Consider the following 23,697-nt stretch of genomic DNA (forward strand, 5'->3'; position numbering starts at 1 on the left):
GTGTCCGTCAGTGCTCGGCCAGCACGAACGGTTGGCCCGTGAGGCGCAGATGGAGCACGACGAGCCAACGGCGCGGACAGTTCGCTGCGATCATGGCCGGCGAGGCGCCGCGAGCAGCGTGAATCGCGTAGTCGCTTCGCACCGCGCCCTCGAACGCAACCTCGGCAAATTCGCGCGCGATCACCACACCGCCGATGATCAGCGCGAGCGCGAATAGCCTGAACGATGCGGAGGCGAAAAATGCGTCAGAGACCGGCAGTACCGGCAGCGCGATGCACAGCAGCGCTTCAGTGCCTGCCGCCGTCAGAGACGCGACCAGCAAATGGGCTCGTAGCATGTCGATGGTGACTCGCTTCATAACCTGACTCGTGCGCGGCCTTGCGGCCTGACCGGATACTGGGTATTGGGCGGGACTCGTCGATACCGTCCGTTGACGCCACCGACCAGCAAAAAGAATGCCTCGCGCGTCGGTCCATCGAAGTCCTTACGATCAGGTTGCGAAGGTCTGACGGCGACATGGACTCGCACACGCATCACGATCTGCGACGACCATTTTATAGCGCGTCGATGGTATCGATTCAAGCTGAAGGAAACCTTAAGCAGGCGCATGGCATAAAGCGGCTAACGAACGGCGTGGTTACACTTCGGAACGCGCCAGATTGTTCGTAGATTTGCATCAATGTTGCTTGCATAAAACTGCAGGACGTTATGCAATAAAACCCCACAATGGAAAAAATGCCTCATGCGCTTACTCCTCGTAGAAGACGACGAGCTCATCGGCTGCGGTGTCGAAGCGGGCCTGCGTCAGGCCGGCTTCACGGTCGACTGGGCACGCGACGGCCACAAGGCCAGCCTCGCGCTCGACACGACTCAATATGCATTGGTGGTGCTCGACCTCGGCCTGCCGCGCGTGAGCGGCACGGAGCTGCTCAAACGCGTGCGCGACGCCGGCAATGACGTGCCGGTGCTGGTGTTGACCGCGAAAGGCACGGTCGTCGACCGGGTCGGCGGTCTCGAAGCGGGCGCCGACGATTATCTCGGCAAGCCGTTCGATCTCACCGAGCTGGTCGCGCGGTGCCGCGCGCTGTTGCGGCGCGCACAAGGTCGCAGTATCGATCTGATTCGTTACCAGAATCTGACAGTGAATCCGGCCGCGCAAACGGTGCATATCGACGACGTGCGGGTGCCGCTTACCTCGCGCGAATGGGCGATTCTGCTGCAACTGTTGACGAATCTCGGCATTCCGCAGTCGCGCTCGCGGCTCGAAGAAAGCCTCTACGGCTGGCAGGAAGAAATCGAAAGCAATGCGATCGAGGTGCACGTGTCGAACCTGCGCAAGAAGCTCGGCCCTAGCCTGATCAGGACCGTGCGCAACATCGGCTATGTGATGGAGAAAGAATGATCGGCCCGTCGATTCGGCGGCGCCTCGTACTGCTCGTGCTCGCGAGCATCGTGATCGTATGGGGCGGCGCGCTCATGTCGAGCTACCGGCAGGCGACCCATGAAGTCGCCGAATGGGAAGTCGCGCGTCTCGCCGAGCTCGCGCAGATGCTCGCGCTGCTCGATTCGACCAATCTGACGACGCTCGCCAATGCGCGCATCGACGTGCGCGAAGAAGAGAAAGCCGGCGAGCCCGGCGCGAACGACCTCGACGACGACGACGCGCTGCCGCGCGACGCCTTCTTCCAGGTACGCGCGGCCAACGGCGTCATCCTGGCGGGCAGCCCGCAGCTGCACGCGCTGGGTGTGTGGGATTTGCCGTTGCCGCCCGCGAGCGGCGCGCAGGACGTCACGCTCGGCGGCCAGCTTTATCACTCGTTCACGTTGCGCGAAACCGCGCTCGGTCACAGCGTGCGCGTGTTCGAACCGGCCAACACCCGCAGCGACCTGGTGAGCGGTGTCGCGAGCCGCATCGCACGGCCCACGCTGATCGCGCTGCCGGTGCTCGCGCTGCTCGTGTGGTTCAGCATCGGCTGGAGTCTCGGGCCGCTGAAGGTGCTGTCGGCCGCCATCCGCTCGCGCGACATCAACCGCCTGGAGCCGGTCGACATCGGCCGCGCGCCGCTCGAGGTGCGCCCGCTCGTCGATGCGATCAACCAGGTGCTCGCGCGTCTGCACCATGCGCTCGAACTCGAGCGCGCCTTCACCGCCGATGCCGCGCACGAACTGAAGACGCCGCTCGCCGCGATCAAGGTTCAGGCGCAGGTCGCGCTCGCCGAACCCGACGTCGCGCTGCAGCGGCTCGCGATGGAGCGCGTGGTGCAAGGCGTCGATCGCAGCGCGCGGCTCGCCGAGCAGTTGCTGCTGCTCGCTCGGCTCGACGTACAGGAGAAGCTGCCCATCGAGCCGCTGAGGCCGGCGGCGATCGCGAAAGACGCGCTGCTCGCGAACCGGCGCAATGCGCAGCAGAAGCACATCAACGTGATGCTGGTCGGCGACATGGTCGCCGAAATCAATGCGGAGCCGGTGCTGATCGGCATCCTGCTCGACAATCTGCTCGACAACGCGATCAAGTACGGACGCACCGGCGGCAATATCGAAGTCGCGGTGCGCCACGACGACGAGCACGTGCAGTTGACCGTGCGCGACGACGGCCCCGGTGTCGCGCCGGACGATCTCGCGCGGCTCACGAACCGCTTTTTCCGCGCGACGGGCAATCAGGCGACCGGTAGCGGGCTGGGTTTGTCGATCGTTGCGCGGATCGCCGAGCATTTCGGCGCGAGTCTGCAACTGGGCGCCGGGATCGGCAACCAGGGGCTTGCGGTGCGGGTGTCGTTTCCGGCCTATCGTGCGACGCGCTGAAGGCGCTTGGCGACGCTAAACGCGTGCCGCGAGCGCGTCGAAGACGCGTCGCGCTTCAGGTATTTTTCCGAGGCAAAGGTGAGCGGGAAAGGGCGAGCGGCAAACCACCTGCCCCGAACGCTCAGCGCCGCTCGCCGCGCCGGTTCACGTCAGCGACGCCCGAACGCTGCTCGGCCAGTTCGGCGCGCACGCCGTGCGGCGTCGCATGGGGCCGCGCGCTACCGGACGCCTCGAACAGCTGCCACGCGATCAGGCCCGGCACGAACATCAGCAGATCGCGAATCCGTCGCGCGGCCGCGAGCGCGAGACAGGTGGCGGGGTCGAGCCCCAGCGCGCCGCCAATCAGCACGAAAGCGCCCTCCTGCACGCCAAGACCGCCCGGCACGAAAAACGCGGCGCTGCTGACCGCCTGGATCAGCGATTCGATCACGACCGCCTCGACGAGCGTCACGCGCGCGCCGAGGAAATACAGTGCTAGCCAGATTTCCAGCGAGGTCAGCACGCATTGCAGCGGCTGCCAGAAGAACAGATAGCGCAGCACGACTGCGCGGCGGCGCCAGATCACCTTGATCGACTGGTCGATCTGCGCGGACTGGCCGACCAGCGCGGTGAGCTTGCCGCTCGTCACGCGGTTCGCCACACGCGTGATGCGCTCGAACGGATTCGCATGTTGCACGAGCCCGAACAGCAGCAGCACCGGCGTCAACGCGACCACGCCCCACGCGAGCTGCCCGGCGAGGCGCAGCGCGCCCGATTGCGCATTGGCGAACAGAAAACCAATGCCGACCATCGTGAACATCAGCTGGCTGATCACCGTCAGCTGCATGTCGACGATGGTGCTGGCCACCGCCGTCGACGACCTGACGCCCCAGCGCTTGAACATTCGGAACGACACGAGTTCGCCGCCGATCCGCGCGACCGGCAACATGCAGTTGACCGATTCGCGCACCCACACCAGATGCATCATCTTGCCGAAGCTGGGGCGGTTCGCGCCGCGAATCAGCGAGCGCCAGTCGCAGGCGTTGGCGATCATCGGCAGCACGTGCGCGAACGCGGCTAGCACGAGGCCCCCGCCGGCCGCGCGCAACGCGCTGAACACCGCGCGCGGATCCTCGCGCCAGACGAGCCACAACGAGATGAGCAAGCCCGCGAGCGCAGCCGCGCGGCCCAGATGCTTCATCATGCGGGCACCTCGCATACGACCCTGGTATTCGTGCTGCGCCGCACGCGGCGTGCCACGGCATGCCTGGCCGTGCGCACCGCCGCCCGGTCCGCCGGGGTGCCGCCGTGCGTCTCCAGGGCGCTCCCATTACGCCCGCTCAAACCTTCTTCAATCATTGCCTGCCCAATCTGCCGTTCGTTCGTCATTCGTCCTGCGCCGCCGACAGCAGCCCATCGCCGTCGACCTTGAAGCTGAAGCCCCGCCAGATCACCCGCGATGAGCGGAAGCTCGCGACGAAAATCGCAAACGATACGATATCCCATAACGGCAAGAGCCACAGATCGCTGCAGCGCTGGCGCAACGCCCGATCCGCGCGCCACTTCAACGCCAGACGCGCGAGCATCGCCACCGCGACGAGCCCCCACGCCCACGCTGCGCCGCCCGAGCACGCGAGCGCAAGCAGCGCGAACGGCAACGGATGCACGAGCGCCGTGCCGAGATGTCCGAGCGGGTCGATGCGGCGAATCGTGCGGCTCCAGCGCAGCTCGTGCGTCACGAGCTGCGCCGCGCTCGCTTCGACACACGCATGCGCGATCGCGAACGGCGGAATCGCGACCTGCTCGCCCGCCGCGCGCACCGCCGCGCCGATCTCGTAGTCCTCGGCCAGATGCTGCACGAACGGCTTGAAGCCGCCGATCCGCTCATAGGTGTCGCGCCGCATCGCGATGGTCTGGCCGAAGCACGGCCGCGCGAGCCCGAGCGCGAGACCGGTGACGACGCCCGGCAGGAACTGGTAGTTGGTCGCGATCGCCGACAGCCGCGGCCAGAAGCCCGGATCGGGCTGCCCGCGATACGCGCAGGTGACGAGCCCGACGCCCGGTTTCTCCAACTCGCCGATCACGTTGCGCAGATAGTCGGGACCGACCCACACGTCGCTGTCGGCGAACACGAGCACGTCGTGGCGCGCCTGCGGCAGCATGTTGAGGATGTTGCTGATCTTGCGGTTCGGGCCGTACAGACGCGCATCGGCGACCACGGTGATGTCCGCCTGCGGATGCAGACGCCGCAGCTCGTCGACGGTTCGCAGCGCGGGGTCGGCGGAGTCGTGCACGCCGAACACGAATTGCACGGGCCCTGGGTAATCTTGTGCGCAGAAGCTCGACAGATTGTCGAGCAATGCCCACTCGTTGCCATGCAACGGCTTGATAACCGTAATGGGTGGAAAGCTGGAGGGTTCGGCCGCCGTCCCCGCGAAGAAGCGCCCGATCAGCGCGCTCGCGAGCACGGTGTAGCCGATGCCGACAACGGTCGCCGCCGCGCACGCATAAGCGAGCGCGACGGCGGCGAGGTGCGCGGCGCTCACGCCTCGTGCGCGCGCAGGAAGCGGAAAAATTCGACGCCTTCGCGCAGGCGCCGTTTCATCATGTCCCAGCTCGTCAGCATTTCGCGCAGAATTTCCCAGATCTTCGACGGCCGGAAATAAAAGCGCTTATAGAAGTTTTCGAGCTGGTGGTACATCTCGTCGCGCGAAAGATGCGGGTAACCGATCGCCGCCAGCTGCACGCCTTCCTTGCTGACGAGATTGATCACCTTGTTCTCCGCGAGCCAGCCGTTTTCGACCGCCTGGTTATAGAGCGTGGTGCCCGGGTACGGCGCGGCTAGCGACACCTGGATGGTGAGCGGATTGATTTCCTTCGCGTACTCGATGGTCTTCTGGATCGTTTCCGGCGTCTCGCCCGGCAGGCCAAGAATGAAGGTGCCATGCACCTTGATGCCGAGCGTGCGGCAGTCCTGCGCGAAGCGCCGCGCGATGTCCGTGCGCAGGCCCTTCTTGACGTTCAGCAGGATCTGGTCGTCGCCCGATTCGTAGCCGACCAGCAGCAGGCGCAGGCCGTTGTCCTTCATGATCTTCAGCGTCGAGTAAGGCACGTTGGCCTTCGCGTTGCACGACCACGTGACGCCCAGCTTGCCCATGCCTCGCGCGATTTCTTCGGCGCGCGGCTTGAAGTCGGTGAACGTGTCGTCGTCGAACATGATCTCCTTGACTTCAGGCATGTTGTCGCGGATCCACTTGACTTCCTCGAGCACGTTCTCGACCGAACGCACCCGATAGCGATGGCCGCCGACCGTTTGCGGCCACAGGCAGAACGTGCACTTCGAGCGGCAGCCGCGGCCGGTGTACAGCGACACGTACGGATGCTTCAGGTAGCCGTTGAAGTAGTTCTTGATCGTCAGATCGCGCTTGTAGATCGGTGCGACGAACGGCAGCTCGTCCATGTTCTCGAGGATCGGGCGCGCTTCGTTGTGCTCGATCGAGCCGTCGGGCGCGCGATAGCTCAAGCCCAGGATCTGCGCGAACGGCTTGCCTTCGGCGATTTCCTTGCAGGTGTAATCGAATTCCTCGCGACACACGAAGTCGATTGCCTCGGTCGCGGTCAGTGAATTGTGCGGATCGACCGCGACCTTCGCGCCGACCATGCCGATCAGCAGCGACGGCTTGCGCTTCTTGAGGTCCTGGGCGAACAGTGCGTCGGTCGGGAAGGATGGCGTGCTGGTGTGAATCACCACCAGCTCGTATTGTATGGCGATGTCGAGTGCGGCTTCGACGGACAGGCCGTCTGCCGTGGCGTCGAGCACGCGGCTATCGGGAACGAGTGAGGCAGGTTGTGCGAGCCACGTCGGATACCAGAACGAGCGAACTTCACGCTTGGCCTGATAACGCGAACCCGCGCCACCATCGAAGCCGTCGTACGACGGCGCCTGCAAGAACAGGGTTTTCATGGATGCTCCAGCAAGCCTTTATAGGCGCTTTCGGTTTTCAGTCGGGAATCTATCTGTTCCATTGCCCGAATGCAGATCGAGAAAGCCTGCGCTCGACATGCACGTAGCGGCGGCCGCGGTCCGGAAAGGCCACGGGCAGTGGCGCAAATAGTACGGAGCAAAGCTGAAGGAAACCTGAAGAATAATACTGCGTTCAGGCCGCGCGCGGCATGCTCTTATGGAACGATTTATTGCGATCGACCCAGTCGTATAGTCGTGTGGCATCGATGTCGTATCGGTGTGGTAAATAGAAAGGTTCTCGCGCGATGTGCCGGCGCGCCCCGCGGACGCCCCTTCTCACGGCAGCTTTCACGCACATTTCACACACGCACGGTCTTAAGTGGCGCTTATCGCGCGATATGCCTCGCCCACTCGAGCCAGCCGAGATTGAGAGCCGCGTTTACCACTACGCCGAGCGCCGATGCGAGCGCGGCGATCATGGTCCAGAAGGCCGAGCGGCGCGCCGAGCGCGACGAGATGTGGGCGGCCGTAGCGGCGTCGCGCGATGCGCTCGCCGCCGCCTGCGCGATATGCGACGACGCCTCCATGCGCGCGAGCGACCTCAGCGCGAAACCGCGCTCGTCGTCGCGCGTGGCGGCGGCCGCCTCGTGCTCCGCTTCATCGCGCTGAGTCTGTTCGAACAGGTAGCGATGACAGAACGGGCTCAGCGGTTCGTCGGGATAGCGCGCGGCGAAATTTTTCGCATAGGTGGCGCCGCCATTGCGCTCGATCTCCGCGTAGGCGGCGTCCTTATCCATAGATACCTCGCATGCGGATGAGCCGCCCTGGCGGCGTCACACGGGCTTGATGTCGGCCGCCTGTTTGCCTTTCGGCCCCTGCTTGATTTCGAAGCTGACTTTCTGGTTTTCCTGCAACGACTTGAAACCTTCGGATCGAATCTCCGAAAAATGGGCGAACAGATCTTCGCCGCCGTCATCGGGGGTGATGAAGCCGAAGCCCTTCGCGTCGTTGAACCATTTCACTGTTCCGGTTGGCATGTCGATGTCCTCGTGATGCGCTGTAGCAGCCGTTGAATGGATGACGCGCTGCGTCCCGCGGGCCTTTAGTGTAGCGCGGACGCGGCGCACCGGTGCAACCCGCAAAGTCGCTCCGGTGCCAAGCCCCAGCAAGCCGCATGCCGCGCCGGGGCGCTCGCGGCCCGCGCCCGGTGCGATTTCCCGCAATCAGATAAGATAAATAGATTCGGCAATTCATTCATGGCCGCGCAGGTGTGTCGCCTCGTGCCGCACGACCGCGCGGCCAGTTGTTTTCCCTCTCTCAGGAACCCAGCATGGCCATCTCGAGCTATACCGATACCCGTCTTCTGATCAACGGCGAATGGTGCGACGCCGCCAGCGGCAAGACCCTCGACGTCATCAATCCGGCCACCGGCCAGGCCATCGGCAAAGTCGCGCATGCCGGCATCGCCGATCTCGACCGCGCGCTCGAAGCCGCGCAGCGCGGCTTCGAAGCCTGGCGCAAGGTGACGGCCCACGAGCGCGCCACCATCATGCGCAAGGCTGGTGCCCTCGTGCGCGAGCGCGCTTCCGACATCGCCCGCCTGATGACGCAGGAACAGGGCAAGCCGTTCGCCGAGGCGCGCGTCGAAGTGCTGGCGGCCGCGGACATCATCGAATGGTTCGCGGACGAAGGCCGCCGCGTGTACGGCCGCATCGTGCCGTCGCGCAACCTCGCCGCGCAGTCGCAGGTGCTCAAGGAGCCGATCGGCCCGGTCGCGGCGTTCACGCCGTGGAACTTCCCGGTCAACCAGGTCGTGCGCAAGCTGTCGGCGGCGCTCGCCTGCGGATGCTCGTTCCTCGTCAAGGCGCCGGAAGAAACCCCGGCGTCGCCGGCGGCGCTGCTGCAAGCGTTCGTCGAAGCCGGCGTGCCGGCCGGCACGGTCGGCCTCGTGTTCGGCGATCCGGCTGAGATTTCGAGCTACCTGATCCCGCATCCGGTGATCCGCAAGGTCACGTTCACGGGCTCGACGCCGGTCGGCAAGCAGCTCGCCGCGCTGGCCGGCTCGCACATGAAGCGCGCCACCATGGAATTGGGCGGCCACGCCCCGGTGATCGTCGCGGAAGACGCCGACGTCGCGCTCGCGGTCAAGGCAGCCGGCGCCGCGAAGTTCCGCAACGCGGGCCAGGTCTGCATCTCGCCGACGCGTTTCCTCGTGCACAACAGCATCCGCGAAGAATTCGCCACGGCGCTCGTCAAGCACGCTGAAAGCCTGAAGCTCGGCGACGGTCTCGCCGAAGGCACGACGCTCGGGCCGCTCGCCAACGCGCGCCGCCTGACCGCGATGGCCAAGGTCGTGGAAGACGCCCGCAAGACCGGCGCAAAGGTCGCGACGGGCGGCGAGCGCGTTGGTACCGAAGGCAACTTCTTCGCGGCCACCGTGCTGACCGACGTGCCGCTCGAAGCCGACGTGTTCAACAACGAGCCGTTCGGCCCGGTCGCCGCGATCCGCGGCTTCGACAAGCTCGAAGAAGCGATCGCCGAAGCGAACCGTCTGCCGTTCGGCCTCGCCGGCTACGCGTATACGAAGTCGTTCGCCAACGTGCATCTGCTGTCGCAGCGCATGGAAGTCGGCATGCTGTGGATCAACCAGCCCGCCACGCCGACGCCGGAAATGCCGTTCGGCGGCGTCAAGGATTCCGGCTACGGCTCGGAAGGCGGTCCGGAAGCGATGGAAGCCTACCTCGTCACCAAGGCGGTCACGGTGATGTCGGTTTAATCAAGCCAACCACGCGCTACAGGAACGACGCCGCGAGTTCGCCGCTCGCGTCGTTCCAGAGCGCGGGTCAACCGATCTGCCAGGTCCGCGAGTCTTGCGCTCGCGGACCTTTTTTATTGCCATGAACGAGATTCCAACCGAATCGATGCAACCCACGCTGAGCGGCACGTTCGTCGAGTTGCGGCCGCTGCGCGAGGAGCACGCGCAGGCGCTCGTCGATGCCGCCGCCGACGGGCAGTTGTGGGACATGAAGCTGACCGTCGTGCCGGGCCCGGCGACGATCGATCGCTATATCGCCACCGCGCTGGCCGGCCGCGCGGCCGGCAAGGTGATGCCGTTCGTGATCGTGCGGCGCGACGGGGATGATGGGAATCACGGCGCTGGCCGGATCGTCGGCAGCACGCGGTTCTGGAAAATCGATCGCGTGAACCGCAAGCTCGAAATCGGCCATACGTGGCTCGCCGCATCGGCGCAGCGCTCGGCCGTGAACACCGAGGCGAAGTATCTGCTGCTGTGCCACGCGTTCGACGTGATGCGCTGCGTGCGCGTGCAATTCACGACCGACGAGCTCAACGACAAATCGCGCGCGGCGATTCTGCGCATCGGCGCGCAGCAGGAAGGCATCGTGCGGCACGAGCGGATCATGCCCGATGGGCGCAAGCGCAACTCGGTGCGCTTTAGCATCATCGACGACGAATGGCCGGCGGTGAAAGCGATGCTCGAAGCGAAGCTGGCGCGCTGAGCGGCGCGCCAGCTTCCCTCTATTGATTCATTCAAACATGCGCATCGCGCTGCTCATTGAGCGGCGCGGTCTGCGTGGCCGCCGCGAACTCCTCGTGCAGCACGTCGCGCGCCTGATGCCGGCGCACCCACAGCGCCGTGAGGATCGGCACCAGAATCGCGGTCACGAGGCAGGCGGTGGCGACCATCGCGGTCGCGGCCGGCACCAGCGGTTTGAAGCTCGGAATCATGTCGGCAATGATCGCCGGATTCGCGACCGCGGCCCCCGCCGTCGACGACGCCGCCAGCCCCGCCGCGCCATTGCCGCCGGCGATCCAGCGATCGGCAAGGATCAGCGGAATACCGGTCACGACGATCACGCCAAGCCCCAGCACGATGCCCGGCAGCCCGCTCGTGACGATCACGTTCAGATCGATGCCGTTGCCGAGCGCAAAGCCGAAAAACGGAATCAGCGGATGCACGCAGCGGCCGAACAGCTCGCGCAGATCGCTATCGAAGTTGCCGAGCGCAAAGCCGATCAGAAACGGCAGCACCGCGCCGGCGAACAGCCGCGGCTCGAAGAACGCGACACCCGTCGCGCCCAGAATGATCATGCTGATCAGCGGCCCCGATTCGACCGACATCAGCACGAACGCGCCCGCCTCTTCCTTCGTGCCGTACTGTTGCATCACGGCTGCGTAGAGACCGCCGTTGGTCATGTCCATCGAGGTGGTGATCGCGAGCATCGACAGCCCCGCGAACAACCCGGTCTTGACGCCGTCGACCGGAATGAAGCGCGCCGCGATCAGCGTGACGATCCACGCGACCAGCATCTTGGTGGCGAGCAGCGTGCCCGACTTGCACAGCACGGTGCCGGTTGCCCGCAGATCGATCGTCGCGCCCATGCAGAAGAACCACACCGCGAGGATCGGCACGGTGCCGGTAATCAGCCCGTTGGTGAACGAGCCGAAGTATTTGCCCGCGCCCGGCGCGAACGTATGCACACAGGCGCCGAGCAGCAACGGCACCAGCATCAGACCGCCGGGAATGCGGTCGATGGCCTTCTTGATCTTCATGCCTCCTCCATGGACGGTGACGTCCCGTTGACGGGCCAATGACCCGCGTTGGTGTCCCGTTCTGCGCCGGGCTCTCCCTGTCCGGCGCAATATAGCATCGTGAAAGGAACGTCGTTCCGTTTTATTTCTCAAACCCGGCTATCGTTTACCCGCTCGTTCGCGCTACGCGTTGCCCGCCGCAATCGCGCCTCGCAACTCTTTCGGACCGGCGTTCCGAAATTGTGATTCTGCGTTACAGTCTCGGACACAAGGCAAGGCGGTGCGGCGCCGCGCATACCGACAGGAGAACGATCAATGGACGTGAGACAGGCCATCAACAGCGAATACGCGAAGACGCTCGGCACCACCGGCTTGCGCCGCGAGTTTCTGGTCGAGCAGATCTTCGAGCGCGATGCGTTGAAGCTCACGTATAGCCATATCGACCGGATCATCGTCGGTGGCGTTTGGCCGGTCGAGCGCGCGGTCGAAGTGCCGGGCTCGCTTGGCAAGGCGATCGGCGTCAACTATCTACTCGAGCGGCGCGAACTCGGCGCGATCAACATCGGCGGCGACGGCTGGGTCGACGTCGACGGCACGCGTTACACGGTGCGCCACGAAGAGGCGATCTATATCGGCAAGGGTGCACAGGCGGTCGCGTTCGGCAGCGCCGACGCCAGCGAGCCGGCGAATTTCTATCTGAACTGCGCCCCCGCGCACGCCACCTATCCGACCCGCACGATCTCGCTCGGTCAGGCGACGCCCGAAACGCTCGGCGATCCGGCCGCGAGCAACCGCCGCACCATTTACAAGTTCATCGTGCCCGACGTGCTGCCCACCTGCCAGCTGTCGATGGGCATGACGAAGCTCGAACCCGGCAGCCTGTGGAACACGATGCCCTGCCACACGCACGAGCGCCGCATGGAGGTGTATTTCTACTTCAACGTCGCCGACGACGCCGCCGTCTTCCACATGATGGGCGAGCCGCACGAAACGCGGCATATCGTCGTGCGCAACGAGCAGGCGGTGAATTCGCCGAGCTGGTCGATTCATTCGGGCGTCGGCACACGCGCGTACACGTTCATCTGGGGCATGGTCGGCGAGAACCAGGTGTTCGGCGACATGGACCATCTCGCGGTGCGCGAGCTGCGCTGAGCGACCATGAGCCCGAACACAGTGAACACTTTCGATCTGACCGGCAAGGTCGCCATCGTGACCGGCAGCAACACCGGACTAGGCGCCGGCATGGCGGTCGCGCTCGCCGCGGCCGGCTGCGACATCGTCGGCGTCAGTCGCGCGGACACCGGCACGACCGCCGCGCGCGTCGACGCGCTCGGACGCCGCTTCGCCGACGTGCGCGCCGATCTCGCGTCGAGCGCATCGGTCGACGACATCGTGCGCGCAGCGGTCGAAGCGTTCGGCCGCATCGACGTGCTGGTCAACAACGCGGGCATCATCCGTCGCGAAGACGCGCTCGAGTTCGGCGAAGACGACTGGGACGCGGTGATGGACGTGAACCTGAAGAGCCTGTTCTTCCTGTCGCAGTCCGCGGCGCGTCAGTTCGTGCGGCAGCAAAGCGGCGGCAAGATCATCAACGTCGCGTCGATGCTGTCGTTCCAGGGCGGCATTCGCGTGGCGTCGTACACCGCGTCGAAAAGCGGCGTGCTCGGTCTTACGCGACTGCTCGCCAACGAATGAGCGGCGCGGCGCATCAACGTGAACGCGATCGCGCCCGGCTATATGGCGACCGCGAACACCGCCGCGCTGCGCGACGACGCGCAGCGTAACGAAGAGATCCTCGGCCGCATTCCGGCCGGCCGCTGGGGCGTGCCCGACGATCTCGCGGGGCCTGTGGTTTTTCTCGCGTCGTCGGCGTCGGACTACGTGCACGGGCATACACTGGCGGTGGATGGCGGCTGGCTCGCGCGCTAGGAACCGCACGAGTTCGCCACGAGCGCGCGCGACGCGCTATGCTCTCGCGCCGGTGAGCATCGGCTCAAAGAGGTAGCGGCGCGGCTTGGCCCAGACAGGAAATCACGGACATGGCGGCAACGGGAACACCCAGGAACATGGCGCACGACAAGACGCTCGACAAGACTCGCGGCAAAGCTCGCAAGGAACCCGCCGACGCAGTGTCGCTCGATGCGGACGGCGGTGAGCGAGGCGAATCGGCGTCGTCGATCGGGCGCGTGTTTGCGATTCTCGGCGCGATCGGCGACACCGGACAGATCGGCGTCAGCGAGCTGTCGCAACGGCTCGGCATGTCGAAGACTACCGTGCATCGTGTGATTCAAACACTGAAGGCGCTCGGCTACGTGACCCAGGAGGTCGAAACCGAGCGCTATCGGTTGACGATCCGTCTGTTCGAGCTCGGCGCGAAAGCGCTCGAAAGCGTGGATCTGGTGCGCGAGGCCGACATCGACATGCGCCGCATCGGCCAGATGACGCGCGAAGCGGTACACCTTGGCGCGTTCGACGACGACGCGATCATCTACATCCACAAGATCGACGCCGACTACGGGCTGCGCATGCAGTCGCGGATCGGCCGGCGCAATCCGCTGCATAGCACGGCGATCGGCAAGGTGCTGCTCGCGTGGATGGACCCGGCCGACGCGCGTGACGTGCTGTCGCACATCGAGTTTCGCAAGTCGACGCAAAAGACGCTGACCTGCGCCGCAGCGGTATTGAGCATCCTGCCGCACGTACGCGAGCAGGGCTACGGCGAGGACAACGAGGAGCAGGAAGAAGGCCTGCAATGCATCGCGGTGCCCGTGTTCGACCGCTTCGGCCGCGTGATCGCCGGTCTGTCGATTTCGTTTCCGACGATGCGCTGCGGTGCCGACACGAAGCAGCACTACGTCGCGCTGCTCAAAGAGGCCGGTCTCGCGATTTCGACGCGGCTCGGCTATCGCGAAGCGACCGCGCCGGAGCCCGCGGCCGCGCAGTAGGTTGTGCGCGCGCGGAGCGCGCAATGCGTCCGCAATGGGTCTTTAGTTACCCCACCGAAGCTTAAGACAAGCTGATGACGCTACCGATGTGGCGTCTTACCATCACGCGCGCACTACCCGGCTTCTTCCCCAGTCTGCAACCGAATGTATCTGCGCCGGATACATAAGCCAAAATTCGATTCGCTTCTTTTTTCAGCAATCGAGGCGCCGAGGCGTGGCCTCATATCCCTGCATCGTCTGCCTTCGAATGCGGTTTTTTTCATAGCGCCTTCAAGGGTTTGCCCGCACCCCTGACGATCGCCCGGCGATTCGCCCCCTAACCCAAGGCGCCTGCCCTATTTGTTTATCGCACTCGCCTGGCCGCATGGACGCGAGCCCGAATCGACACGTCCTGTTACACACAAACACACCCGAAATCGCGCCGCTCAGTAGAGTTCGGTTCAAACGAAAGCCGTTCACATGAAACGCGTCGCACGACAGGCGCCGGCATCACGGAATTCAGGGAGCAGCATCATGAAAAAAATTCTCGCATTGGTCATTCTTGCCGCCACGCTGGGCGGCGCGTTGAGCGGCTGCATCGTGGTCCCCGACGATCATCCGCATCACGACCACTACTACGAACGCTATTGATCGGGCCATCACGCGCAGCAGTAGGTGCGCGTCCGGCTCGCCCCTCCATCACAGACATCCACACAGAGAATAATCATGAGTCTTTCACGCAACCGCTGGGTATCGTCGAGCGTCGTCGCGGGTCTCGCGATCGTCGCATCGACGGCCGCTTTCGCGCACGTCGATGTCGGCGTGAACATCGGCGTGCCGGGCATCGCGTACGCGCCGGCCGTGGTCGAGGCTCCGCCGCCCGTCTACGTGCAGCCCGCGCCCGTGTATGCGCCTCCGCCGCCCGCGGTCGTCATCGCGCCGGGCTGGTACGGCGAGCGCTATTACGACGGTCGTCGCTATTGGGACCGTCGCGATTGGGAACGTCATCACGATGAATGGCGTGATGCACGCGGCCCGCACGGCGAGTGGCACGACAACGGCTGGCACGGTCATCGTCACGACGACCGCGGCCACGACGACTGACGGACGGCAGGTGGCGTTCATCGCGCCACCGTGTCGCGCTTGCATTCTCGCCACCCCCTCTAACAGGAGCGACGACATGCTACGCAACGATCCGAGACGAGTCTCGGCGCAGGTCGACGGCGCGCACATCTGTGCCGAATACAGCGAGTTGACCGGCCAGTTGTGCCTGCGCCAGGACGGCACGCTGGTGCGCGAATGGTTTCCACCGCATTCGTGGATGGCGATCGCGTCGGTGGCCGGCGCGCGCCACTGGGGCACGCGGCCAACCGACGCCGAATTGCTCGCGCTGCTGCACAATGAAATGGCGTTAATGCGCACGCCCTGAGCGGTCGCGCGCGTTTTGGGCGCAGCGGCACGCCCGACACCGCGCTCATTCGATCACTATGGCGCCGACGTTTTCATCGGCCGAGGCGTGATCGAGCGGCACGCGCCGCATCATCAGCACCACCCCGCCCGCCGCAATCGCGGCCGGCACCGCGAGCAGGCTGAACACCGAGCCGAACTGCCAGCCGAGCCCCATCAACGCCGCACCGACGAGCGCGCCCGCCACGCCGCCGACACGGCCGATTCCCAGCATCCACGCCACGCCCGTCGCGCGCGCCCGGGTCGGGTAATAGCTCGCCGCGAGCGCCGACATCGACGTGACCGCGCTGGTGACGACCGAGCCGGTCAGAAAGATCAGCGTGCCGAGCCAGACCTGATGGCCGACACCCTGCCCCACCAGCAACACGAGCGCGCCGACGAGGACATAGGTGAGCGCGATCACGCGATGCCCGGCGAAGCGATCCATCACCCAGCCGACGCACAGATTGCCGAGGATGCCGCCGAGCGGAAACAGCGAGGTCATCAACGCGGCCTTCTCGCCGGAGAAGCCGGTGTCCTTGAACAGCGTCGGCAGCCAGTTGGTCAGCAGATAATAGATCAGCAGTCCCATGAAATAGGCGAGCCACAGCATCAGTGTGCCGAAGCGGTAGCGCGCCGACAGGATGATCGCGAGCGCCCATTGCGAGCGTGTGTCGCCCGTATCGCGGCGCGCGTCGAGCGCGACGAAGCGGCATCCGTCGAAGCGCTCGCGCGGCGCGATGCGTTGCAGGATTCGCGCGATCCGTTGATCGGCCCGCTTGCGCACCGCGAGGAATTGCGCCGATTCCGGCAGCAGCAGGATCAGCAGCACGCTCAACACGAGCGGACCGGCGCCGCCCGCGACCAGCACGCTCGGCCAGCCGAAGTGCGGAATCAGCCACGCGGACGCAAGGCCGCCGATCGCGAGGCCACCTGAGAAGCCGCAGAACATCGCATTGACCGCCACCGCGCGAATCCTCGCGGGTGCGTACTCGGACATCAGCGTGACCGCGTTGGGCATCGCCGCGCCGAGACCGAGGCCGGTGAAAAAGCGCAGCAGCGTCAGCGATTCGATCGAGGTCGCGCGGGCCGCCGCGAGACTCCACAGCCCGAAGAAGAACACCGACAGCACCAGCACCGTCTTGCGTCCGACCCGGTCCGCGCAGGGGCCGGCCGCGAGCGCGCCGATGCCGAGTCCCACCAGCGCCGCGCTCATCACCGGGCCGAGCGCGCTGCGCGCGATGCCCCACTGCTGCACGAGCGACGGCGCGATGAAGCCGACCGCGGCGGTGTCGAAACCGTCGGCCGCGACGACCAGAAAGCACAGCACCAGAATCGTCCATTGAAACGGCGAGAAGCGCTCGCCGTCGATAAAGGCCTGCACGTCTACATTGCGTTCGGAGCGGCTCATGTGCGTGCTCCTGCCAGCTGGTTCATTGCGATGTCTCCTTGAAATGACGAGGTGTTTTCTTATTGTTCGAATTGCGATTCAACGCACGGTCGTGTGCCCGCACGAAGCGATGCATGCCTAGTCGCCTGCCGCGCCGTACGCGTGCCAGCCGCCATCGACGCCCAGCACCGTGCCGGTGATATAGCTGGCCGCGTCCGACGCGAGAAAGCCGATCGCGTAGGCGATTTCTTCGGGGCGCGCAAGACGGCCCATCGGTGTGCGCTTCTCGATCGAACGCACGTTCATCTGGCCGTTGCGTTCGAGCGTTTCGACGAGCTCGGTCGCGACGTAGCCGGGGGCGACCGCGTTCACGCGAATGCCGTCGCGCGCCCATTCGCAGGCGAGCGAACGCGTCATCGCGACGATCCCGGCCTTGGCCGCGCCGTACGCATTGCGTGCCGGAATGCCCGCAAGCCCCGCAATCGAGCCGAGGTTCACGATTGCGCCGCTGCGCTGCGCGAGCATCACGCGGCCGGCTTCGCGACACGCGACGAACGTGCCGCGCAGGTGAATGCCGAGCAGCCGGTCGAACGCATCGACGTTCTGCTCGATGGTCGGGTACGGCTGATCGCCATTGCCCGCGTTGTTGACGAGCACGTCGAGCCTCCCATAGCGTTCGACGCAAGCGTCGATCAACGCGCGCACGTCGGCTTCGACGGCGACGTCCGCGCCGATGCCCAGGTGCGCGGCACCGAGTTCGTGCGCGCGTTCGCGTGCCCGTTGTGCATTCAGATCGGCGATGACCACGCGGTAGCCGTCGCGCGCGAAACGTTGCGCGCAAGCCCAGCCGATACCGTTCGCACCACCGGTCACGATGGCGACGCGTGCTGTCCGTTCGTTCATGCCCGTCTCCTCGTCGAAGTTGCGCCTAGCGCAGCATCGTCAGCGTCCTGAAGTCGACGCGCCTGATGATGCGGCTTTCCTGCGCGACGATCAGATGCGCGGACGCCTGCAGATACGCGGGCCATTCGGGATCGGCATCGCGCGCGGTGCGGCGCTGATCGTAGTCGCCGATGCTCTCGTAGCCCCACAGATGCACGACCTGGTTCAGCGCGCCGATATCGCTCATATAAAAGCCGACGGGCGCGCCCAGATACTTGAGCTGAATCGGCATCGCGAGCCGGTCGAAGACGTCGATGAACTCCGCCATGCCGCGCGGACGGATCGTGTAGATGCGATGATCGACGAAAGGTTTGCCCTGGCTCATGTGCCGGTCCTCAATACGGTTTCGGATGCGCGGGTGTCCGCGTGATTCGGGTTGGTTGCGGTACTTGCACGCTTCACGCTCACGCCGGCGAGATGGCGGCCGGTGAGATAGCCGAATGTCATGATCGGCCCGAGGGTGATGCCCGCACCCGGATAGTTGCCGCCCATCACGCTCGCGCGATCGTTGCCGACCGCGTACAGTCCGTCGATCGGCGCACCTTTCGCGTCGAGCACCTCGCCGGTGACGTTCGTCGTGATGCCGTCGAAGGTGCCGAGATCGCCCATCACGACCTTCAGCGCGTAGTACGGACCGTCGCCGATCGGCGCGACGCACGGGTTCGGCTTGTGCTCCGGGTCCGCCAGATAGCGGTTGAACGACGTCGTGCCGCGGCCGAACTCGCGATCTTCACCACGCGCCGCGTCGGCGTTGTAGCGCTTCACGGTCGCTTCGAGCGCCGCGCCGTCGAGACCCGCGTTGCGCGCGAGTTCAGCGAGCGTGCGGCCCTTCTGCAGATAGCCGTTGCGCAGAAGCGGGCCGAGCGGCACCGGCGCCGGCTTCGCAAACCCAAGCCCGTATTTGCGGATCGTCGCGTGATCGCAGATCAGCCACATCGCGGTCTCGCGTTCGTTCGCGCAGGCTTCGATCATCGCGGCCCCCACGTCGTGGTACGAATTCGCTTCGTTGGTGAAGCGCTTGCCCGCGCGCGTCACGCCGATCACGCCGGGCTTGTAGCGGTCCACCAGATGCGGAAACACGCCGACGCTGCCGTCGCTCATCGGCACGCGCGACACCGGCATCCAGGCGGCGGGCTGCGGATAACGGATCGCCACCTGCGCGCCGAGACGTTCGGCCATGTCAACGCCGTCGCCGGTATTGCCGCGCGGCACCGGCGACACGTGTTCCCCACCGCGCCGCACATGCGGATACGCGCGTGCGATCCGCGCGACGTCATGCGAAAAGCCGCCGCATGCGAGCACCACGCCGCGTCGTGCGACGATGCGCATCTCGCCTTCCGGTCCCGCGACGAGCGCACCGGTCACGCTGCCGTTCGTCACGCTCAGCTCACGCGCGGCCGTGTTCGTATGGATCGGAACGCCGAGATCGAGCGCAGACTTCGCGAGCCGCGCGGCGAGCGCATTACCGCTCGTGATCTGCACGCCGCGCCGGTACAGCGCAAGATCCTTCAGATGGCTCGCGAGCCGCTTCGCGACGTACAGCGCGGAGGTGAGCGAACGCGTCGCGTTGAAGAAGTGCTTCAGGTCCGCGTTCGACGAATTGAACATCATGCCGATGAACGTAATCGTCTTCAGCGGCGGCCGCAGCCTCGTGATGTCCTTGCCCAGCGCGCGCGCATCGAACGGCGCGGCGACGACCGAGCGGCCGATGTCGACACCTCCTTTCACATCCGGGTGATAGTCGGGATACAGCGTCGGCACGAATTTGACGGTGGTCTCGCGCTCGAAGAAGTCGAGCATCTCCGGCCCGGTGTCGAGAAACGCGTCGACGGCGGCGGCATCGAAGCACGCGCCGGTTTCATTGCGCATGTAGGTCAGCGCCGCTTCGCGCGTATCGCTGACGCCGTTGCTGCGGGCGTGACGGTTGCCCGGAATCCACAGCACGCCGCCCGAGAATGCGGTCGTGCCGCCGAAGAACGGCTCCTTTTCGATCACGACGACATCGAGGCCGTGCTTGCGCGCGGTGATCGCGGTCGACAGCCCGCCCGCGCCCGAACCGATGACGAGTACGTCGCAGGTGAGCGCCGCGCCGCGTGTTGGGTTAGTCATGATGGTCTCCTTACGCGCGGACCTGACGGCCCGCTTCGGCGGCCTGGGTGGCCTGGTTGGCTTCGAAGCCGGGACGCGGCACGAGATCCATCAGCATGCTTTCGAGGCCGCCATCGACGACCACTTCGGTGCCGTTCACATACGCGGCGCGTTCGCTCGCGAGAAACGCGACGACATCGGCGATATCGTTCGGCTCGCCGATCCGCCGGCTCGCCGTCATCGCGCTGCGCCGGCGTTCGATATCGCCGTGCTCGTAGAACGCCGCCGACAGCGGTGTGCGGATCATGCCTGGGCACACGGTATTGCTGCGGATGCCGCGCGGGCCCCACTCCGCCGCGATCTGCTTCGACAGCATCGTGACGCCGGCCTTGCCTGCGCTGTAGGCGCCGCTATAGGTCTGCGGATGATGCGCGGCCACCGACGCGACATGCACGATTGCGCCAGCGCCGCGCTTCAACATGCGCTGACCGAATTGCTGCGAGCACAGCATGTAGCCGGTGAGGTTCACGCGCAGCATCGCATTCCACGCATCGAGTCCAATCTCTTCGATGCCGCCCGGCCGCAACAGGCCCGCATTGTTCACGAGCACATCGGCGACGCCGAGGCGCGCTTCGACCTCGGACACCGCGCCGCGCACGCTATCGATGTCGCCGATATCGCAGCCGAGCGCCAGCGCTTCGACACCGCTTGCATTCAGCGCTTGCGCGACGTCACGGCACTTCTGCTCATCGCGATCGAGCAGCGCCACGCGTGCGCCAGCAGCGCCCAACACCTGAGCAATCGCACTACCGATGCCGCCCGCCGCGCCGCTCACGACGCAGATGCTGCCTTCGAGCCCGAGCCAGTGTCGCGCGTCGCCGTGTGTGTCGCGTCGATCTTCCTGATGATTCATTTGTTTAGTCATCCCAATCTCCATGTTCACGATCGCGGCGAAACTCAGGTTGGCTGTCTTCACCCAACTGCGTCATTCGACCGCGCCTCCGATGGAAAAAAGTATAGCCACGCGGTTCGCGACGAAATTGGACAAAGGCAGCGCATCGCAGGACAATTCGAACATAGGAGACAAAACCGCATGAGGAATATCCCTAACTACGATCTGTATGGAGAGTCCGCGCGGCCGCCGTGGTACGACGCGTTCAATTTCGAATGGATCGCCGAGCGCAGCCGTCCTAACGACTGGCATATCTCCGCGCACCGCCACGATGCGTTGCTGCAGATCCTCTATATCCGCAGCGGTTCGGGCCACGTGCTGATCGAAAGCGAAAAGCTCGCGATCGAGGCGCCATGCCTGATCCTGATTCCGGCGCAAACGGTGCATGGTTTCGTGTTTTCGCCGGAAATCGACGGGCTCGTGATTACCGCTGCGCAGCGTGCGCTGGAGTCGATTTCGAAAGCGGTGTCGCCGGGCCTCGTGCCGGTGCTGCAGCGGCCCGCGCTGATTCCCGTGCGGCCCGCCATCGGCGAACGCACGTTGATGCCGTTATTCGGGTTGCTGGAGCAGGAATTTCGCGGCAGCGCGCGCGGTCATATCGCCGCGGGCATGTCGCTGATGATTGCACTTTTTGTGCAGGTCGCGCGTCTGACCGATGCCGCGTCGAGCACCGGCGCATCCGTCAATGATCGGCGCGCCGCGCAGATCAAACGGCTGCGTGAACTGATCGCCGCGCACGTGCGCGAGCATCATCCAATCGATTTTTACGCGGAAAAACTGGGGGTGACCGCGGCGCAACTGGGCCGCATCTGTCGTGAAGAGCTTGGCCATTCGCCGCTGTCGCTCGTCAACGACCAGTTGATACGCGAGGCGCAGCGCGATCTGGTGTACTCGGGTTCGAGCATCAAACAGATCGCGCATGCGCTCGGTTTCGAAGATGCGGCCTATTTCAGCCGCTATTTCCGCAAGCAGACCGGCGTCACGCCCAAGGACTTCCAGGCGGCCGCGCATCGGGACCTGTCGATCAATTAGCGGTCCCGATCGTCTCGCGTGATTTACAGACCTTGCATCTGCGCGCCGGCGACGCCGACGTAGTTCTCAGCCAGCACCGTCGCGGCGGTGCGCGACGTCGTCACGTACTCGAGTTCCGCAACTTGCAACTGCTGCTCGAACGCCGAAGCGCCTTCGATACGATGCAGCATGCTGGTCATCCAGTACGAGAAGTGCTCGGCGCGCCAGATGCGCTTGAGCGCGGTTTCGCTGTAGCGGTCGAGCAGATCGGTGCGGTTTTCCTTGTAGAACGCGTCGAGCGCCTTGCTGAGCACGTTGACGTCGGCGACCGCGAGATTCATGCCCTTCGCGCCGGTCGGCGGCACGATATGCGCGGCGTCGCCAGCGAGGAACAGGCGGCCGTGCTGCATCGTGGTCGACACGAAGCTGCGCATGCCGACGATGTTCTTCTGGAAAATCTTGCCGTCGACGATCTTGTGCCCCTCATCCGAATCGGCGCGCGCGTGCAGCTCGGCCCAGATGCGATCGTCGGACCAGTTCTCGACCGAGTCCTTCGGGTCGCACTGGAAATACATGCGCTGCACGTTCTGCGAGCGCGTGCTGATCAGCGCAAAGCCGCGCTCGTGGCGCGCGTAGATCAGTTCGTCCGACGACGGCGGGCCTTCGCACAGAATGCCGAACCAGCCAAACGGATAGACGCGCTCGAAATCCTTGCGCAGCGCCTGCGGAATCGCCTGACGCGACACGCCTTGCGAGCCGTCGCAGCCGATCACGAAGTCGCATTGCAGTTCGTGCTCCGCGCCTTCGTGGCGATAACGGATCGACGGCGTGTCCGTATCGATGCCGTGGACCGACGTATCCGATACGCCGAAACGCAACTCGGCGCCCGCGGCGACGCGTGCCGCCACGAGATCCTTGATCACTTCGTGCTGGGCGTAGACCGTGATCGCATGACCGGTGAGTTCGGTCAGATCGATGCGGCGGCGCTTGCCTTCGAACGCGAGTTCGAAACCATGATGCAGCGCGCCCTCGGCTTTCATGCGCTCGCCGACACCGGTCTGCGTCAGCAGGTCCATCGTGCCCTGCTCGAGCACGCCGGCGCGAATCGTCGATTCGATCTGGTCGCGTGTGCGCGTTTCGAGCACGACCGAGTCAATGCCACGCAGATGAAGCAGATGGGAAAGAAGCAGGCCAGCGGGCCCTGCACCGATGATGCCGACTTGGGTGCGCATATATGTCTCCTGAATGCGGTGATGAGATTTGCGCTCAGTTTGACGATCGCGACAGCTATCCCGCAACGCGATATGGCGGATAGGTCGTATCGCGCTACGAGATAGAAGGTATTAGCCGGGACTGTGTGCGGGGCGGTTGCGTCGGCCGGAAACGCAATGCTGGCACGGCTTAGCGGCGATTTGGACGACGTCCGGCTCGTTTTGGCGGCGCGGCCTTCCCTCAGGTAAACCCCGATCTGCTGAACGAGGCCTAACTAGCCAAGAAACAGCCGGTAGACAGGATTTTTTGTCTCTTCCCAGCACGGATAGCCGAGCGTTTCGATGAAGCGCTCGAACGCGGCGTGATCGCTCTCGGGCACCTGAATGCCGACCAGAATCGAGCTATAGTCCGCGCCCTGGTTGCGATAGTGGAACAG

General features: G+C 65.0%; 22 protein-coding genes and 2 pseudogenes. 10 read left to right on the top strand and 14 right to left on the bottom strand.

What is annotated here, in order from left to right:
• Positions 1-7: 7 nt before the first annotated feature.
• Positions 8-358: a hypothetical protein gene (locus EVC45_RS33790; protein ID WP_129962499.1), complete on the bottom strand. Its 351-nt coding sequence runs from the start codon at positions 356-358 to the stop codon at positions 8-10.
• A 384-nt stretch (positions 359-742) separates the two neighbouring features.
• Here EVC45_RS33790 and EVC45_RS33795 point away from each other — a divergent pair, with 384 nt between their 5' ends.
• Entirely contained in the window at positions 743-1,402 is a 660-nt protein-coding gene (locus EVC45_RS33795) for a response regulator (protein WP_129962500.1), read from the top strand.
• Positions 1,399-2,802, top strand: a complete 1,404-nt coding sequence (locus EVC45_RS33800; RefSeq protein ID WP_129962501.1) for an ATP-binding protein — start codon at positions 1,399-1,401, stop codon at positions 2,800-2,802. The genes EVC45_RS33795 and EVC45_RS33800 overlap by 4 nt, the downstream gene beginning before the upstream one ends.
• A 121-nt stretch (positions 2,803-2,923) precedes the next feature.
• Here the strand turns inward: EVC45_RS33800 and EVC45_RS33805 are convergent, their stop codons facing one another.
• The 5 genes from EVC45_RS33805 to EVC45_RS33830 form a co-directional block, all read right to left on the bottom strand.
• The gene (locus EVC45_RS33805; protein WP_129962502.1) at positions 2,924-3,985 is read right to left on the bottom strand and encodes a lysylphosphatidylglycerol synthase domain-containing protein; all 1,062 of its coding nucleotides are present in this window, start codon (positions 3,983-3,985) and stop codon (positions 2,924-2,926) included.
• 181 nt (positions 3,986-4,166) lie between these two features.
• A complete protein-coding gene (gene hpnI / locus EVC45_RS33815) occupies positions 4,167-5,327 on the bottom strand; it encodes a bacteriohopanetetrol glucosamine biosynthesis glycosyltransferase HpnI (protein ID WP_129962504.1) in 1,161 nt (386 codons plus the stop codon).
• The gene (gene hpnJ / locus EVC45_RS33820) at positions 5,324-6,745 is read right to left on the bottom strand and encodes a hopanoid biosynthesis associated radical SAM protein HpnJ (RefSeq protein ID WP_129962505.1); all 1,422 of its coding nucleotides are present in this window, start codon (positions 6,743-6,745) and stop codon (positions 5,324-5,326) included. The genes hpnI and hpnJ overlap by 4 nt, the downstream gene beginning before the upstream one ends.
• Before the next feature lie 386 nt (positions 6,746-7,131).
• Positions 7,132-7,542 carry a hypothetical protein gene (locus EVC45_RS33825; RefSeq protein ID WP_129962506.1) on the bottom strand — a complete coding sequence of 137 codons (411 nt, stop codon included), beginning with the start codon at positions 7,540-7,542 and terminating at the stop codon, positions 7,132-7,134.
• Positions 7,543-7,578: 36 nt separating this feature from the next.
• Positions 7,579-7,782, bottom strand: coding sequence for a cold-shock protein (locus EVC45_RS33830; RefSeq protein ID WP_007181784.1), 204 nt, complete (start codon positions 7,780-7,782; stop codon positions 7,579-7,581).
• Positions 7,783-8,075: 293 nt separating this feature from the next.
• Here EVC45_RS33830 and EVC45_RS33835 point away from each other — a divergent pair, with 293 nt between their 5' ends.
• Positions 8,076-9,521, top strand: coding sequence for an NAD-dependent succinate-semialdehyde dehydrogenase (locus EVC45_RS33835; RefSeq protein ID WP_129962507.1), 1,446 nt, complete (start codon positions 8,076-8,078; stop codon positions 9,519-9,521).
• Positions 9,522-9,642: 121 nt separating this feature from the next.
• Positions 9,643-10,263 carry a GNAT family N-acetyltransferase gene (locus EVC45_RS33840; protein ID WP_129962508.1) on the top strand — a complete coding sequence of 207 codons (621 nt, stop codon included), beginning with the start codon at positions 9,643-9,645 and terminating at the stop codon, positions 10,261-10,263.
• A 31-nt stretch (positions 10,264-10,294) separates the two neighbouring features.
• On the opposite strand, the gene kdgT is transcribed toward EVC45_RS33840, so the two are convergent.
• A complete protein-coding gene (gene kdgT / locus EVC45_RS33845) occupies positions 10,295-11,317 on the bottom strand; it encodes a 2-keto-3-deoxygluconate transporter (protein ID WP_129962509.1) in 1,023 nt (340 codons plus the stop codon).
• 294 nt (positions 11,318-11,611) lie between these two features.
• On the opposite strand from kdgT, the gene kduI reads away from it, so the two are divergent.
• The 5 genes and pseudogenes from kduI to EVC45_RS33870 all read left to right on the top strand — a co-directional run bounded on the left by kduI (position 11,612) and on the right by EVC45_RS33870 (position 15,649).
• Complete coding sequence (gene kduI, locus EVC45_RS33850) at positions 11,612-12,448, top strand: 5-dehydro-4-deoxy-D-glucuronate isomerase (protein ID WP_129962510.1); 837 nt, start codon at positions 11,612-11,614, stop codon at positions 12,446-12,448.
• Between the two features lie 6 nt (positions 12,449-12,454).
• Positions 12,455-13,225, top strand: a pseudogene (kduD, locus tag EVC45_RS33855) (2-dehydro-3-deoxy-D-gluconate 5-dehydrogenase KduD).
• 137 nt (positions 13,226-13,362) lie between these two features.
• Positions 13,363-14,241, top strand: coding sequence for a DNA-binding transcriptional regulator KdgR (gene kdgR, locus EVC45_RS33860; protein ID WP_211193520.1), 879 nt, complete (start codon positions 13,363-13,365; stop codon positions 14,239-14,241).
• 705 nt (positions 14,242-14,946) lie between these two features.
• Entirely contained in the window at positions 14,947-15,324 is a 378-nt protein-coding gene (locus EVC45_RS33865) for a hypothetical protein (RefSeq protein ID WP_129962512.1), read from the top strand.
• Between the two features lie 76 nt (positions 15,325-15,400).
• Entirely contained in the window at positions 15,401-15,649 is a 249-nt protein-coding gene (locus EVC45_RS33870; RefSeq protein WP_129962513.1) for a hypothetical protein, read from the top strand.
• A 45-nt stretch (positions 15,650-15,694) separates the two neighbouring features.
• Here EVC45_RS33870 and EVC45_RS33875 read toward each other — a convergent pair whose 3' ends face one another.
• The 5 genes from EVC45_RS33875 to EVC45_RS33895 all read right to left on the bottom strand — a co-directional run bounded on the left by EVC45_RS33875 (position 15,695) and on the right by EVC45_RS33895 (position 21,011).
• Positions 15,695-17,077 carry an aromatic acid/H+ symport family MFS transporter gene (locus tag EVC45_RS33875; RefSeq protein WP_129962514.1) on the bottom strand — a complete coding sequence of 461 codons (1,383 nt, stop codon included), beginning with the start codon at positions 17,075-17,077 and terminating at the stop codon, positions 15,695-15,697.
• Positions 17,078-17,194: 117 nt separating this feature from the next.
• Positions 17,195-17,959 (bottom strand): glucose 1-dehydrogenase, encoded by a 765-nt coding sequence (locus EVC45_RS33880; RefSeq protein WP_129962515.1) that lies wholly within the window; start codon positions 17,957-17,959, stop codon positions 17,195-17,197.
• Between the two features lie 25 nt (positions 17,960-17,984).
• Positions 17,985-18,323 carry an NIPSNAP family protein gene (locus EVC45_RS33885; protein WP_018417780.1) on the bottom strand — a complete coding sequence of 113 codons (339 nt, stop codon included), beginning with the start codon at positions 18,321-18,323 and terminating at the stop codon, positions 17,985-17,987.
• The gene (locus EVC45_RS33890; protein WP_129962516.1) at positions 18,320-20,107 is read right to left on the bottom strand and encodes an FAD-dependent oxidoreductase; all 1,788 of its coding nucleotides are present in this window, start codon (positions 20,105-20,107) and stop codon (positions 18,320-18,322) included. Before EVC45_RS33890 ends, EVC45_RS33885 begins: the two co-directional genes overlap by 4 nt.
• A 10-nt stretch (positions 20,108-20,117) precedes the next feature.
• Positions 20,118-21,011: an SDR family NAD(P)-dependent oxidoreductase gene (locus tag EVC45_RS33895; protein WP_373683102.1), complete on the bottom strand. Its 894-nt coding sequence runs from the start codon at positions 21,009-21,011 to the stop codon at positions 20,118-20,120.
• A 168-nt stretch (positions 21,012-21,179) separates the two neighbouring features.
• On the opposite strand from EVC45_RS33895, the gene EVC45_RS33900 reads away from it, so the two are divergent.
• Positions 21,180-22,070: a helix-turn-helix domain-containing protein gene (locus EVC45_RS33900; protein ID WP_129962517.1), complete on the top strand. Its 891-nt coding sequence runs from the start codon at positions 21,180-21,182 to the stop codon at positions 22,068-22,070.
• A 23-nt stretch (positions 22,071-22,093) separates the two neighbouring features.
• Here EVC45_RS33900 and EVC45_RS33905 read toward each other — a convergent pair whose 3' ends face one another.
• Both EVC45_RS33905 and EVC45_RS33910 read right to left on the bottom strand, forming a co-directional pair.
• Positions 22,094-23,281 carry a 4-hydroxybenzoate 3-monooxygenase gene (locus tag EVC45_RS33905; RefSeq protein ID WP_129962518.1) on the bottom strand — a complete coding sequence of 396 codons (1,188 nt, stop codon included), beginning with the start codon at positions 23,279-23,281 and terminating at the stop codon, positions 22,094-22,096.
• A 254-nt stretch (positions 23,282-23,535) separates the two neighbouring features.
• Positions 23,536-23,697 (bottom strand): annotated as a pseudogene (locus tag EVC45_RS33910) (threonine ammonia-lyase, biosynthetic); the annotation flags it as partial.

This window comes from Paraburkholderia sp. UYCP14C (genome assembly GCF_004197395.1).
Taxonomy (GTDB): domain Bacteria; phylum Pseudomonadota; class Gammaproteobacteria; order Burkholderiales; family Burkholderiaceae; genus Paraburkholderia.